This window comes from Pseudomonas azerbaijanorientalis (assembly GCF_019139795.1).
Taxonomy (GTDB): domain Bacteria; phylum Pseudomonadota; class Gammaproteobacteria; order Pseudomonadales; family Pseudomonadaceae; genus Aquipseudomonas; species Aquipseudomonas laurylsulfatiphila.
Genome location: NZ_CP077078.1, coordinates 386,124 through 399,931, shown reverse-complemented (window position 1 = coordinate 399,931; position 13,808 = coordinate 386,124). Strand labels below are relative to the sequence as shown.

The window sequence follows — 13,808 nt, the reverse complement described above, 5'->3', positions numbered from 1 at the left end:
TGCTTTCACAATTTGTCAGGTGGTTTTATGGACAGCATCAACAGCCGCATCGCCGAGGAACTCGGTGTACGCCCACAACAGGTCGAAGCGGCCGTCGCGCTACTCGATGAAGGCTCTACCGTTCCCTTCATCGCCCGTTACCGGAAAGAAGTGACCGGCAGCCTCGACGATACGCAATTGCGTCATCTGGAAGAGCGCCTGCGCTACCTGCGAGAACTCGACGAACGGCGCATCAGCATCCTTGCCAGCATCGAAGAGCAAGGCAAGCTGACCCCGCAACTTGAACGCGACATCAAGCTTGCCGACACCAAGACCCGTCTCGAAGACTTGTACCTGCCGTACAAGCAGAAGCGCCGCACCAAGGGCCAGATCGCCCTGGAAGCCGGCCTCGGCGAACTGGCCGACGGCTTGTTCAACGACCCGTCCCTGAGCCCGGAAACCGAAGCCGCACGTTTCATCGACGCTGAAAAAGGCGTGGCCGACGCGAAGGCAGCCCTCGAAGGCGCCAAGTACATCCTCATGGAGCGCTTCGCCGAAGACGCCGGCCTGCTGGACAAGCTGCGCAACTACCTCAAGCAGGAAGCCACCCTCAGTGCCCGCGTGATTGCCGGCAAGGAGGAGGAAGGCGCCAAGTTCCGCGACTACTTCGAGCACGACGAACCACTGAAAAGCATGCCGTCGCACCGCGCGCTGGCGATTTTCCGTGGCCGCAACGAAGGCATCCTCAGCTCCGCGCTGAAAGTCGGCGACGAACTGCCGGGCACCATGCACCCGTGCGAAGGCATGATCGGCCAGCATGTCGGCATCCAGAACCAGAACCGCGCCGCCGACAAATGGCTGGGCGAAGTGGTGCGCTGGACCTGGAAGGTCAAGCTCTACACCCATCTGGAAACCGACCTGCTGGGCGAACTGCGCGATGGCGCGGAAACCGAAGCGATCAACGTGTTCGCCCACAACCTGCACGACCTGCTGCTGTCGGCCCCGGCCGGCCCGCGCGCGACTTTGGGCCTCGACCCTGGCCTGCGCACCGGCTGCAAGGTGGCGGTGGTTGATTCCACCGGCAAGCTGCTGGATCACGCCACGGTTTACCCGCACGTGCCGCACAACAAGTGGGACCAGACCATCGCGATCCTTGCCGCCCTGTGCGCCAAGCACTCGGTGGACCTGATCGCCATCGGCAACGGCACCGCCAGCCGTGAAACCGACAAGCTCGCCGCCGAGCTGATCAAAAAATATCCAGCGATGAAGATGACCAAGGTCATGGTCTCCGAGGCCGGTGCATCGGTTTACTCGGCATCGGAACTGGCTTCCAAGGAATTCCCGGACCTCGACGTGTCGATCCGTGGCGCCGTGTCGATTGCCCGTCGCCTGCAAGACCCGCTGGCCGAGCTGGTGAAGATCGACCCGAAATCCATCGGTGTCGGCCAGTACCAGCACGACGTGTCGCAGCTGAAACTGGCCCGTGGCCTGGATGCAGTGGTCGAGGACTGCGTGAACGCCGTCGGCGTCGACGTGAACACCGCTTCCGTGGCGTTGCTGGCACGGATTTCCGGACTCAACGCGACCCTGGCGCAGAACATCGTCAGCCACCGCGACGAGCACGGTGCGTTCAAGACCCGCGCTGCGCTGAAGAAAGTCGCGCGCCTGGGTGAAAAAACCTTCGAACAGGCCGCCGGATTCCTGCGCGTGATGAACGGAGACAATCCCCTGGACGCCTCCGCAGTGCACCCGGAAGCCTACCCACTCGTGCAGCGTATCGCCGCCGAGACCGATCGCGATATTCGTTCGTTGATTGGCGACAGTGGTTTCCTCAAGCGCCTGGACCCGAAAAAATTCACCGACGAAACCTTCGGTCTGCCAACGGTCACCGACATCCTTCAGGAACTGGACAAGCCCGGCCGCGACCCGCGCCCCGAGTTCAAGACCGCCGAGTTCCAGGAAGGCGTCGAAGACCTCAAGGACCTGCAACTGGGCATGATCCTCGAAGGCGTGGTGACCAACGTGACCAACTTCGGTGCCTTCGTCGATATCGGCGTGCATCAGGACGGTTTGGTGCATATCTCCGCGCTTTCGGAGAAGTTCATCAAGGATCCGCGCGAAGCGGTGAAGGCCGGTGACGTGGTGAAAGTGAAGGTCATGGAAGTCGACATCCCGCGCAAACGCGTTGGCCTGTCGATGCGCATGAGCGATACCCCGGGCGAGAAAATCGACGGCGCTCGCGGTGCGCGTCCGGGGTCGGCGCCCCGCCAATCCCAGAACACTGCACCGCGCAAGGAAACCACGGCGGCAGCACCGAGCAACAACGCCATGGCTTCGCTGTTCGCCAATGCCAAGCAGTTGAAGAAACGCTGATGGACATTCCCGCCGGGCTGACCGAAAGCGCGTTCTTCAAGCTGCTGGGCTGCCGCTTGCACAGTCTGGAAACCGGGGTGGCGCAAGTCGCCCTGGCGCTGGAGCCCGAACTGCGCAATCGCGGCGGCAAGCTCCACGGCGGGGCCTTGTTCAGCCTGGTGGACATTGCCATGGGGCTGGCCTGCTCCAGCACCCACGGCTTTGACCAGCAGAGCGCGACCATCGAGTGCAAGATCAACTACATCCGCGCCGTATCCGAAGGCGAGGTGATGTGCACGGCGCGGGTGATCCACTCGGGCCGCCGCACATTGGTGGTCGAAGCCGATGTGATGCAGGGCGACAAACTGGTCGCAAAAGCACAAGGCACGTTCGCTGTCCTGTAGCTAGATCTCATCGATTTGAGTTAATTTCAGCGCAACGCAAACTGTGGGAGCGGGCTTGCTCGCGAATGCAGTCTGTCAGTTGACATCTCTATCGACTGACACGACCCCTTCGCGAGCAAGCCCACTCCCACAATGATTGCGGCGAGTTCCAAAACCAGGCGAAAACGCCAGTTTTAACTTCACCCTTGTAGACCGTCTTGCCCACCCCCATATTGGGGCGACTGACGCGTGAAGGAATCCAACTTGAGCGAACTTCTCAACCGCCGCCTGGCCCTGCTCGGCGAGCGCGCTAACCTCTCTCTGCTCGAACAGTGCCTTCACGGCATCGAACGTGAATGCCTGCGCGTGACCGGCGAAGGTCGCCTGGCGCAAACGCCGCACCCGGAAGAATTGGGTTCCGCGCTGACCAACGAACAGATCACCACCGACTACTCCGAGTCGCTGCTGGAGTTCATCACTCCGGCCCTGCCCGACCCGGCGGACACCTTGGCGAGCCTGGACAGCATTCACCGTTTTGCCTACAGCAAGCTCGGCAACGAGTACCTGTGGAGCCCATCGATGCCGTGCCCCTTGCCGGCCGAGGAAGACATCCCGATCGCCTATTACGGCACGTCCAATATCGGGCAGCTCAAGTACGTGTATCGCAAGGGCCTGGCCCTGCGTTACGGCAAGACCATGCAATGCATTGCCGGCATCCACTACAACTTCTCCCTGCCGGAAAAACTCTGGCCGCTGCTCAGGCAGGCCGAAGGCTTTGTCGGCAGCGACCGCGATTTCCAGTCGTCGTCCTACATCGCGCTGATCCGCAACTTCCGCCGCTACAGCTGGTTGCTGATGTACCTGTTCGGTGCGTCGCCAGCGCTGGATGCCGGCTTCCTGCGCGGCCGTTCGCACCAGTTGGAACAACTGGACCCGCACACTTTGTACCTGCCGTACGCCACCAGCCTGCGCATGAGCGACCTGGGTTACCAGAGCAACGCCCAGGCCGGCCTGACGCCGTGCTACAACGATCTGAACAGCTACACCGACAGCCTGCGCAAAGCGGTGGCCACGCCGTATGCGCCGTACGTCGAAGTCGGCACCCACCAGGATGGCGAGTGGGTGCAGCTCAACACCAACATCCTGCAGATCGAAAACGAGTACTACTCCAACATCCGCCCGAAACGCGTGACCTATACCGGCGAGCGGCCGATCCAGGCGCTGATGGCCCGGGGCATCCAGTACGTCGAAGTACGCTGCCTGGACATCAACCCCTTCCTGCCGATGGGCATCGACCTTACCGAGTCGCGCTTCCTCGATGCGTTCCTGCTGTACTGCGCGCTCAACGACAGCCCGCTGCTGACCAACACCAGCTGCGGCAACGCGACTTCGAACTTCCTCAGCGTGGTCAAGGAGGGTCGTCGTCCTGGCCTGCAACTGCAACGCGACGGTCAGCCGGTTGATCTGAAGGAATGGGCCGGTGAGCTGCTGGAAAAAATCGCTCCGCTGGCGGCGATGCTCGACCAGAGCCATGGCGGCGATGCCCACAGCAAGGCGCTGGACGCCCAGATGGCCAAGGTCCGGGACCCGTCCCTGACGCCGTCGGCACAAGTGTTGGCGGCGATGGCCGAACACAAGGAGAGCTTTGCCCAGTTCTCGCTGCGCCAAAGCCAGGCGCATGCCGAGTTCTTCCGCAGCGAGCCGTTGGCGGCTGAAGAACAAGCGCAGTTTGAAGAGCGGGCGCGTTCATCGCTGGCTCAACAGGCTGAGCTGGAGCAGAACGAGGTCGGTGATTTCGATGTGTTTGTCGGGGCGTACCAGGCGAGCATTCTGGCGATCAGCAACTGAAGGTCCTTCGGACCTTATCGCGAGCAAGCTCGCTCCCACAGGGTTCAGTGGTGTTTGCACGATTGTGCTCACACCGAAGATCCACTGTGGGAGCGAGCTTGCTCGCGATGACCACGTAGTGGTCGCTCCTCAAGTTTTCCTCTCATAAGCTAATTCGAATAAGTTATTTATTTTCGAATTATTAGATCATTTAGTCTCTTTATCACGCCGACATTCGGTCGCCTGACAAGGAGCTTTCTGATGAAACTGACTTTCCCTCTACGCTTGCTGGCGGCCGCAACGCTGGCTACCGCGACTTTCTTTGCCCAGGCGGCCGACGTCACCGTTGCCTACCAGACCACCGTTGACCCGGCGAAAGTCGCCCAGGCCGACGGCGCTTACGAAAAAGCCACCAAAGCCGATATCAGCTGGCGCAAATTCGACAACGGTGCCGATATCATCGCCGCCATCGCCTCCGGCGACGTGCAGATCGGCTACCTCGGTTCCAGCCCCCTAACCGCTGCCATCACTCGCAAAGTCCCGGTGGAAACCTTCCTCATCGCCACCCAGATCGGCGCCGCCGAAGCCTTGGTCGCCCGCGACGGCTCCGGGATCAAGACCCCGCAAGACCTGATCGGCAAGAAAATCGCCGTGCCGTTTGTATCCACCGGCCACTACAGCCTGCTCGCGGCACTGAAGCACTGGAACATCGATCCCTCGAAAGTCACCGTTCTCAATCTGGCGCCACCGGCGATCATCGCCGCCTGGAAACGCGGTGACATCGACGCCACCTACGTGTGGGACCCGGCCCTCGGCGTGGCCAAGGAAAACGGCAAGGTACTGATCACCTCCGGTGAACTGGCCAAGTTCGGTGCTCCGACTTTCGATGCCTGGATCGTGCGCAAGGATTTCGCCGAGAAGCATCCGCAGATCGTCTCCGCGTTCGCCAAAGTCACCCTCGACGCCTACGCCGACTACCGCAAAGACCCAAAAGCCTGGCTCGCCAACCAGGGCAACGTCGACAAGCTGGTAAAACTGTCCGGCGCCAAGGCCAGCGATATTCCGCTGCTGCTGCAAGGCAACGTCTACCCGCTGGCAGCTGATCAGGTGCTCACCCTCGGCGCGCCGACCACCAAAGCCATCACCGACACTGCGGCGTTCCTCAAGGAGCAAGGCAAGGTCGAGGCGGTGCTGCCGGACTACGCGCCGTACGTCAGCGCCAAGTTCATCACCAATTGATCGGGAGTTGACTGCGATGGCTTTGCTACAGCTGGAGCGTATCAGCGCACAGTACCCCGGCAACCCGGAACCGGTGTTGGCGGATATCTCCCTGAGCCTGGGCCCCCGGCAACTGCTGGTCGCCCTCGGCCCGTCCGGCAGTGGCAAGACTTCGCTGTTGAACCTGATTGCCGGTTTCGTCGAACCCAGCGCCGGGCGCATCACCCTCGACGGCGTGCCCGTCAGAGGCCCGAGCGCCGAGCGCGGCGTGGTGTTTCAGGACGACGCGCTGCTGCCCTGGCAAGACGTGCTGGCCAACGTCGGTTTCGGCCTGGAGCTGGCCGGTATTGCCCGGGACAAACGCGAAGCTCGCGCCCGGGAAATGCTCGCCCTGGTCGATCTTTCCGGCTTTGAACAACGCCGCATCTGGCAGCTTTCGGGCGGCCAGAAACAGCGTGTCGGCCTGGCCCGCGCGCTCGCCGCCGACCCGCGCGTGTTGCTGATGGACGAACCTTTCGGCGCCCTGGATGCCTTCACCCGCGAGCAGATGCAGGAGCTGTTGCTGCAAGTCTGGCAACGCACCGCCAAGCCGGTGTTCCTGATTACCCACGACATCGAAGAAGCCGTATTCCTCGCCACCGACCTGATTCTGTTGGCGCCGAACCCGGGGCAAATCGTCGAGCGCCTGAGCCTCGACTTCGGTCAGCGTTATGCCGCCGGTGAGTCGGCCCGCTCGATCAAATCCGATCCGCGTTTTATCGAAACCCGCGAACACGTACTCGCCAAAGTGTTCTCCCAACGCAGCGCCGCCCAGCGGCAGGAGCGCGCATGAGCAGTTACGAAATACCCGTCGCCGCGATAAAGCCAGGCACTCCCGTGCCTGCGGCACGACGCAGCTTGAGCACTCGCTGGATCAGCGTGCTGACACTGGCCGCGCTCATTGTCATTTGGTGGGCCGTGACGGCGACCGGTTTGATCGAGCCGCTGTTCCTGCCGCCACCTTCCGCCGTGCTGCAAAAAGGCTGGCTGCTGGCGACCTCGGGTTACATGGACTCAACCCTGTGGCAGCACCTCGGCGCGAGTCTGAGCCGCATCGGCCTGGGCCTCGGCTTTGCGATTCTCACCGCCGTGCCGGTGGGCATCGCCATCGGCGCCAATCGTATCGCCCGTGGCGTGCTCGACCCGCTGATCGAGTTCTACCGGCCCATCCCACCGCTGGCCTACCTGCCGCTGATCGTGATCTGGTGCGGTATCGGCGAACTGTCGAAAGTGCTGCTGATCTACCTGGCGATCTTCGCCCCGATTGCCATCGCCACCGCCACCGGCGTGCGCACGGTCGACCCGGCCAAATTGCGTGCCGCGCAGTCGTTGGGTGCCACTCGCGCACAGTTGATCCGCCACGTGATTTTGCCGAGTGCCTTGCCGGACATTCTGACCGGGGTGCGCATTGGCCTCGGTGTCGGTTGGTCGACCCTGGTCGCCGCCGAATTGATCGCCGCCACCAGCGGTCTTGGCTTTATGGTGCAGTCCGCCGCGCAGTTCCTGGTCACCGATGTGGTGGTGCTGGGGATCTTGGTGATTGCGCTGATCGCCTTCGCGATGGAGCTGGGCCTGCGCGCCCTGCAACGCAAACTGGTGCCGTGGCACGGCCAGGCCCACTGAAATCATAAATGTGGGAGCGGGCTTGCTCGCGAATGCAGAGTGTCAGGCAACATTATTAAGACTGACACACCGCTTTCGCGAGCAAGCCCGCTCCCACAAAAAGCGCACCCGAATTCAAGAGAAACACCATGAGCGAGTTGACCATCACCCCTTTAAGCTTGGCCCTCGGCGCACAAATCAGCGGCGTCGACATCAGCCAGCCGCTGAGCGCGGAACAACGCGACGCCATCGAGCAGGCCCTGCTCAAGCATCAGGTCCTGTTCTTTCGCGACCAGCCGATCACGCCACAGCAACAGGCGCGATTCGCCGCGAATTTCGGCGATCTGCACATTCACCCGATCTACCCCAATGTGCCGGAACAACCGGAAGTGCTGGTCCTCGACACCGCCGTCACCGACGTGCGCGATAACGCGATCTGGCACACCGACGTGACCTTCCTGCCGACCCCGGCCATGGGCGCTGTGCTCAGCGCCAAGCTGCTGCCGGAGTTTGGCGGCGACACCTTGTGGGCCAGCGGAATTGCCGCGTATGAAGCCCTGTCGGCACCGGTAAAAACCTTGCTCGAAGGCCTGACTGCCACCCACGATTTCACCCGTTCGTTCCCGCTGGAGCGCTATGGCAACACGCCCGAAGCGTTGGCCCAGTGGGAGGAAGCACGGCGCAAGAATCCGCCGCTGTCACACCCGGTGATCCGCACGCACCCGGTGAGCGGGCGGCGTTCGCTGTTCGTCAACGAAGGCTTCACCTCGAAGATCAACGAATTGTCGGAAACCGAAAGCGAGGCGATTCTGAAGTTTCTGTTTGCCCACGCGACGCGGCCGGAATTCACCATTCGCTGGCGCTGGCAGCAGGACGACATTGCGTTCTGGGACAACCGCGTGACCCAGCATTACGCGGTGGATGATTACCGGCCAGCGCGGCGGGTGATGCAGCGGGCGACGGTGTTGGGGGATGTGCCGTTTTTTCGGTGATCAGCCGGTTTCTGTATTGATTGAAATGGCCCCTTCGCGGGCAAGCCCGCTCCCACAGTGCTCGTGTCGTACACAAATCCTGTGAATACCGCTGAACCTGTGGGAGCGGGCTTGCCCGCGAAGAGGCCGGAACAGGCACCAAAAATCCAGTGCCGGTCACTTACTCCGCAGTCGAAAGCTTCTCCCAAAGATTGATCCCGCCCTCCTGGGCAAACCGGTCAATCTCCGCCAGTTCCTCTGCACTGAAGCCCAGGTTCTTCAACGCGCCGACGTTCTCGATGATCTGCTCCGGCCGGCTCACGCCAATCAATGCCGAAGTGACTCGCGGGTCGCGCAGGGTCCACGCCAGCGCCAGTCGCCCAGCACACGTCCGGACGGACACCAGAAAACCCGGGATTCGACTAAGTGCTGAAACGTTTCACAGTAATTTAATCTGCCTGGAGAATTCAACAAAAAAGCGACAGACTTGCGTGATCCGGGCCGACAGGAACACAGTCGCCAAAGCAACGAAGACGCGATAACGATCGCAAGGATGGAAGAAGCCATGCACACCACCATCATCATCACCTTCGGCCTGGTCCTGCTCGCGATGATGCTGTTCATCGGCGAGAAACTCGGCTTCAGCCGCCAGACACTCACCTACAGTTTCGTGATCCTGTGGCTGGCGCTGACGGTGATCAACGGCGCCATCGGCGTGGTGACCGCCGGCCAGTCGTTGAGTACGGAACTGGGGATCGGCACGATGGTGTTCAGCATCCCCGTGGCGGCGCTGGTGTTGTTCATGGTGCTGAGCGCCGAGAGCTAAAAGCCCCGGCGCCCTGCCCGTGATCAACGCACCAGATGCAGGAACTGCATGTGCCGCTCGTACTGGTCGAGGATGTCGTTGATGATCTGCTCCTTGGTGTAGCCCACCAGGTCGTAGTCCTGGCTGCCCTCGCTCAAATGCACTTCGGCCCGGTAGTAACGGCGATTGTTGAGTTGCTTGGAGCCCATGCCGCCACGGGCAAACGAAGGCGTGAAATAGCCGCGCATCTGCACCTGATAAACGAACGGATGCTGATCGCCGTGGCCGATTTCCAGGCTGACGCTGTCATGGGCCGGGTCCGGGTGCATGACCACGTGCAGCCCCTTTTCGCGGAACACCGCCGACACTTCCTCAATGGCCGGTCGCACCGTCGTATCGAGGAAGCGATAAACCTCGTCCCGCGACGGGAAATGCACGGCCTGACTCAGCCGTTGCCGCCAGCCGCCCTTGCCACGCCGAGAACCCGAGACCGGCGCCAACGAATGCATCTGCGCAATCTGCTTCTGCGACTCCAGATAAAACGCCTTGTGCAGCCCCCACATCATCAACAGCAAGATCAGCGAGAACGGCAACGAAGTCAGGACCACCGCCGACTTCAACGCATCGATACTGCCGGAAAACAGCAACGCACTGGTCACCACTGCGGTCATTGCGCCCCAGAACACCCGCAGCCATTTCGGCCCGTCTTCATCGGGATTACCGCCCTTGGCGGACAGCGTCGACAGCACCACGGTGCCGGAGTCGGCGGAGGTGACGAAGAACACAAAGCTGATGAACACCGTCACCGCGATGACGGTTTTGCTCCACGGGTAGGTTTCCAGCAGCAGGTAGAGCGTCATCGACGGATTGTCGATAGCCGACATGCCAAGCGAGCTCATGCCGTGGTTGAGCACTTGATCGATGGCGCTGTTGCCGAAGATCGACATCCACGCCAGGGTGAAGCCGAGCGGAATCAGCAGCACGCCGAAGACGAATTCGCGGATGGTGCGGCCACGGGAAATCCGCGCGATGAACAAGCCCACGAACGGCGACCATGCGATCCACCAGGCCCAATAGAACACCGTCCAGCCGCCCAGCCAGTCGCTGGGTTTGTCGTAGGCATAGAGGTCGAAACTCTTCATCGGCAAGGCGCCGAGGTAATCGCCGAGGTTCTGGATCAGGGTGTTGAGCAAGTGCTGCGTGGGGCCGGCAAACAACACGAACAGCAACAGCGCACAGGCCAGCAGCATGTTGATGTCGGACATGACCCGCACGCCCTTGTCGACGCCCGACACCGCAACGATGATCGCCGCGCCCATCATCAGGGTGATCAGGCCGACCTGAACCCACTGGGTGTGGGCGATGCCGAACAGGTAGTCCAGGCCCGAATTGAGGTGCAACACACCAAAACCCATGTCGGCACCAAGGCCAAACACCGTGGCGATGATGCCGAAGCCATCCACCGCGTAGCCGATGGGGCCATTGATGCGCTTGCCGATCAGCGGATACAGCGCCGAGCGCAGGGCCAGCGGCAGGTTGTGGCGATAGGCGAAATAGGCCAGCGCCATACCGACAAAGGCGAACACGCCCCAGCCATGCAAACCCCAGTGCAAAAACAGAATCTGCATCGCCTGACGCGCCGCATCCGCCGTACCGGCTTCGCCCTGGGGCGGCTGCAGCATGTGGGTCAACGGTTCGGACACACAAAAGAAAAACAGGGTGATGCTGATCCCCGCGGCGAACAGCATGCCGGCCCATGACAAATAGCTGAATTCGGGCTCGTCGTGGTCGGCACCGAGCTTGATCTTGCCGTAGCCAGACAAGGCGGTGACCACCACGAAGACCAGATACAGGGTCATCGCCAGCAGGTAATACCAGCCGACCGTGTTGGCCGCCCAGTTTTGCGCCGCCAGCAACCAGGCACCGGCCTGTTCGGGCATGGCGATGACAACGACACCAAACAACAGAATGAAACTCGCCGAGAACCAGAACACCGGCGGATTCATGCGGACCAGGCCGCTTGGAGGGATGGACGATGCACTCATGTACGGTGCACCTCGAAGGGGTAAAACGTGGCTGTAGAAATCGGACTCAGCAAAGGCAAGCCTCCTGTTGTGAGCGGGCAGCGAACCGCCGGTTTAACTTGAATGAACGTTCAAGTTAAACATGGATAGGGGGCTAAGGACTAATCGCAGGGCTCGGCGGTAGTGTTAATACGCTAGCTCAAGGGAGGATCTGGTGCGGGATTGGCGACTCGATTCGACTTGAAATCCAATCGCGAGCAAGCTCGCTCCCACAGGGTTCAATGCCGGCCACAACAGTTGTGTTCACCAGAGAACCATTGTGGGAGCGAGCTTGCTCGCGATGAGGCCAGACCAGACAACGGAGATTCAAAGGCCTACTTCTGCGCCCCATCTTCATGCTGCAGATTCGCCTGGGTCAGGTTGCTGCCCGCCGGCACGCTGCGGGTCAGCCAGACGTTGCCGCCAATAGTCGAACCCTGGCCGATGGTGATCCGCCCCAGAATCGTCGCCCCGGCATAAATCACCACGTCATCCTCGACAATCGGATGCCGAGGCTGGCCTTTCTGCAACTGGCCGTCTTCGTCCGCCGGGAAACGCTTGGCGCCCAGGGTCACGGCCTGATAAATCCGCACGCGCTCGCCGATGATCGCGGTTTCGCCGATCACCACGCCGGTGCCGTGGTCGATGAAGAAACTGCGGCCGATCTGCGCGCCGGGGTGAATGTCGATACCCGTGGCCGAGTGGGCGATTTCCGCGCTGATACGCGCCAGCAACGGCAGCCCGGCACGGTACAGATGGTGGGCCAGCCGATGGTGAATCACCGCCAGGATCCCCGGGTAGCACAACAGCACTTCATCGACACTGCGCGCTGCCGGGTCGCCGTGATAGGCCGCCAGTACGTCGGTGTCCAGCAGGCTGCGCAAGCCCGGCAGGGCGAGGGCGAAGTCCTGGATGATCTGGATGGTCCTGGCTTCGACTTCGGTATCGGCCTGGGCACCGTGGCGCGCGGCATAGCGCAATTCGAGTCGCGCCTGGGCCAACAACGCATTCAACGCCACATCCAGCGTGTGGCCGACGTAGAAATCTTCACTCTCTTCGCGCAGGTCAACCGGCCCCAGGCGCATCGGGAACAGCGCACCGCACAAGGCTTCGAGAATCTCTGCCATGGCCGCCCGGGAGGGCAACTCGCGACCGCCCTGCTCGGTACTGGCCCGGCCATTTTGCGCTCGCCACTGCTCACGCGCGGTGCGCAGTTGGCTGACGATGGTCTGCAATTGCCAATGGCTGGAACGCTCACTCACGGTAAAAACTCCTCACGGGCGACCGGACTGTCTGGCCGCACTGACGGCGATTACTTTACGGCAAGGGCAGCGGGGCAAATTAAGAACCAATAATGCTGTGCTCATTACGATTGGCTATAAGCAATTGACGGTTGCCCAGCCTTTTTCGCGTGCCTATAGTCCTGAGATCTTCCACGGCCAGTACGGACCCATGATCAAACAACAGCTTGCCCGCTTTAACCGCCTCGACCTGCTCGGTCAACCCACCGCCCTGGAAAAACTCGAACGCCTGTCGACCTGGCTGGGTCGCGACCTGTACGTCAAACGCGATGACCTGACGCCGCTGGCAATGGGCGGCAACAAGCTGCGCAAACTCGAATACCTGGCCGCCGATGCGCTGGCCCAGGGTGCCGACACCTTGATCACCGCCGGCGCGCTGCAATCGAACCACGTGCGCCAGACGGCTGCCATTGCGGCGAAACTGGGTCTGGGCTGCGTAGCCCTTCTGGAAAACCCCCTCGGCACCGATGACAACAATTACACCGGCAACGGCAACCGCCTGCTGCTCGACCTGTTCGATGCCAAGGTCGAACTGGTGGAAAACCTCGATAACGCCGACGAACAACTGCAGGCACTGGCCGACAGACTGCGCAGCAACGGCAAGAAGCCGTACCTGGTGCCGATCGGAGGCTCCAACGCGCTGGGCGCACTCGGCTACGTACGCGCCGGGCTGGAACTGGCCGAACAGATTAAGGACACCGGCCTGACGTTCGCCGCCGTGGTCCTGGCCTCGGGCAGTGCCGGTACCCACAGCGGTCTGGCACTGGCCTTGAGTGAAGCACTGCCGGAGCTGCCAGTGATCGGCGTGACGGTCTCACGCAGCGATGAAGACCAGCGGCCAAAGGTTCAAGGTTTGGCTGAACGCACTGCCGAACTGCTGGGCGTGGACCTGCCGGACGCGTTCAAGGTTGAGCTGTGGGATGAATACTTCGCCCCACGTTATGGCGAGCCGAATGCCGGAACACTGGCGGCGGTGAAGCTGCTGGCGAGTCAGGAAGGCTTGCTGCTGGACCCGGTCTACACTGGCAAGGCCATGGCGGGCCTGCTGGACGGGATCGGGCGTCAGCGTTTCGACGAAGGTCCGATCATCTTCCTGCACACTGGCGGGGCGCCGGCGTTGTTTGCCTATAAGGATTTTCTGTAACCGATTCGGAAGATCAAGAGATCGCAGCCTGCGGCAGCTCCTACAGGTGAATGCCAATCCATGTAGGAGCTGCCGAAGGCTGCGATCTTTTCTCACAATCACCACATATTCATTTAACGCATAA

At 61.6% G+C, this 13,808-nt stretch carries 11 protein-coding genes and 1 pseudogene; 9 read left to right on the top strand and 3 right to left on the bottom strand.

What is annotated here, in order from left to right; all coding sequences use genetic code 11:
* The first annotated feature begins 27 nt into the window (after window positions 1-27).
* The 7 genes from KSS91_RS01780 (at window position 28) to tauD (ending at window position 8,392) form a co-directional block, all read left to right on the top strand.
* Window positions 28-2,352 carry a Tex family protein gene (locus KSS91_RS01780; RefSeq protein ID WP_095964510.1) on the top strand — a complete coding sequence of 775 codons (2,325 nt, stop codon included), beginning with the start codon at window positions 28-30 and terminating at the stop codon, window positions 2,350-2,352.
* Window positions 2,352-2,735 (top strand): PaaI family thioesterase, encoded by a 384-nt coding sequence (locus KSS91_RS01775; RefSeq protein ID WP_217836877.1) that lies wholly within the window; start codon window positions 2,352-2,354, stop codon window positions 2,733-2,735. Before KSS91_RS01780 ends, KSS91_RS01775 begins: the two co-directional genes overlap by 1 nt.
* A gap of 243 nt (window positions 2,736-2,978) precedes the next feature.
* Window positions 2,979-4,562, top strand: a complete 1,584-nt coding sequence (gshA, locus tag KSS91_RS01770) for a glutamate--cysteine ligase (RefSeq protein WP_217836876.1) — start codon at window positions 2,979-2,981, stop codon at window positions 4,560-4,562.
* Window positions 4,563-4,802: 240 nt separating this feature from the next.
* A complete protein-coding gene (tauA, locus tag KSS91_RS01765) occupies window positions 4,803-5,780 on the top strand; it encodes a taurine ABC transporter substrate-binding protein (RefSeq protein ID WP_217836875.1) in 978 nt (325 codons plus the stop codon).
* Between the two features lie 16 nt (window positions 5,781-5,796).
* Window positions 5,797-6,591, top strand: a complete 795-nt coding sequence (gene tauB, locus KSS91_RS01760; protein WP_217836874.1) for a taurine ABC transporter ATP-binding subunit — start codon at window positions 5,797-5,799, stop codon at window positions 6,589-6,591.
* Window positions 6,588-7,421, top strand: coding sequence for a taurine ABC transporter permease TauC (tauC, locus tag KSS91_RS01755; protein WP_126048610.1), 834 nt, complete (start codon window positions 6,588-6,590; stop codon window positions 7,419-7,421). Before tauB ends, tauC begins: the two co-directional genes overlap by 4 nt.
* A gap of 128 nt (window positions 7,422-7,549) precedes the next feature.
* Entirely contained in the window at window positions 7,550-8,392 is an 843-nt protein-coding gene (tauD, locus tag KSS91_RS01750; protein WP_217836873.1) for a taurine dioxygenase, read from the top strand.
* Between the two features lie 160 nt (window positions 8,393-8,552).
* Here tauD and KSS91_RS01745 read toward each other — a convergent pair.
* A pseudogene (locus KSS91_RS01745) lies at window positions 8,553-8,750 on the bottom strand (aldo/keto reductase); the annotation flags it as partial.
* Window positions 8,751-8,936: 186 nt separating this feature from the next.
* Here KSS91_RS01745 and KSS91_RS01740 point away from each other — a divergent pair.
* Window positions 8,937-9,197, top strand: a complete 261-nt coding sequence (locus tag KSS91_RS01740) for a hypothetical protein (protein ID WP_007972888.1) — start codon at window positions 8,937-8,939, stop codon at window positions 9,195-9,197.
* A 23-nt stretch (window positions 9,198-9,220) separates the two neighbouring features.
* On the opposite strand, the gene betT is transcribed toward KSS91_RS01740, so the two are convergent.
* The gene (betT, locus tag KSS91_RS01735) at window positions 9,221-11,182 is read right to left on the bottom strand and encodes a choline transporter BetT (protein WP_217838351.1); all 1,962 of its coding nucleotides are present in this window, start codon (window positions 11,180-11,182) and stop codon (window positions 9,221-9,223) included.
* 392 nt (window positions 11,183-11,574) lie between these two features.
* Entirely contained in the window at window positions 11,575-12,501 is a 927-nt protein-coding gene (epsC, locus tag KSS91_RS01730) for a serine O-acetyltransferase EpsC (protein ID WP_217836872.1), read from the bottom strand.
* 190 nt (window positions 12,502-12,691) lie between these two features.
* Here epsC and KSS91_RS01725 point away from each other — a divergent pair, with 190 nt between their 5' ends.
* Window positions 12,692-13,684 carry a D-cysteine desulfhydrase gene (locus tag KSS91_RS01725; RefSeq protein ID WP_217836871.1) on the top strand — a complete coding sequence of 331 codons (993 nt, stop codon included), beginning with the start codon at window positions 12,692-12,694 and terminating at the stop codon, window positions 13,682-13,684.
* Window positions 13,685-13,808: the final 124 nt, after the last annotated feature.

Excerpts from the sequence above, each read along its gene's own strand:
- KSS91_RS01725 (WP_217836871.1), top strand. The coding sequence starts at position 12,692 with ATGATCAAACAACAGCTTGCCCGCTTTAACCGCCTCGACCTGCTCGGT.
- tauA (WP_217836875.1), top strand. The coding sequence starts at position 4,803 with ATGAAACTGACTTTCCCTCTACGCTTGCTGGCGGCCGCAACGCTGGCT.
- KSS91_RS01780 (WP_095964510.1), top strand. The coding sequence starts at position 28 with ATGGACAGCATCAACAGCCGCATCGCCGAGGAACTCGGTGTACGCCCA.
- tauC (WP_126048610.1), top strand. The coding sequence starts at position 6,588 with ATGAGCAGTTACGAAATACCCGTCGCCGCGATAAAGCCAGGCACTCCC.
- tauB (WP_217836874.1), top strand. The coding sequence starts at position 5,797 with ATGGCTTTGCTACAGCTGGAGCGTATCAGCGCACAGTACCCCGGCAAC.
- tauD (WP_217836873.1), top strand. The coding sequence starts at position 7,550 with ATGAGCGAGTTGACCATCACCCCTTTAAGCTTGGCCCTCGGCGCACAA.
- KSS91_RS01775 (WP_217836877.1), top strand. The coding sequence starts at position 2,352 with ATGGACATTCCCGCCGGGCTGACCGAAAGCGCGTTCTTCAAGCTGCTG.
- betT (WP_217838351.1), bottom strand. The coding sequence starts at position 11,182 with ATGAATCCGCCGGTGTTCTGGTTCTCGGCGAGTTTCATTCTGTTGTTT.
- KSS91_RS01740 (WP_007972888.1), top strand. The coding sequence starts at position 8,937 with ATGCACACCACCATCATCATCACCTTCGGCCTGGTCCTGCTCGCGATG.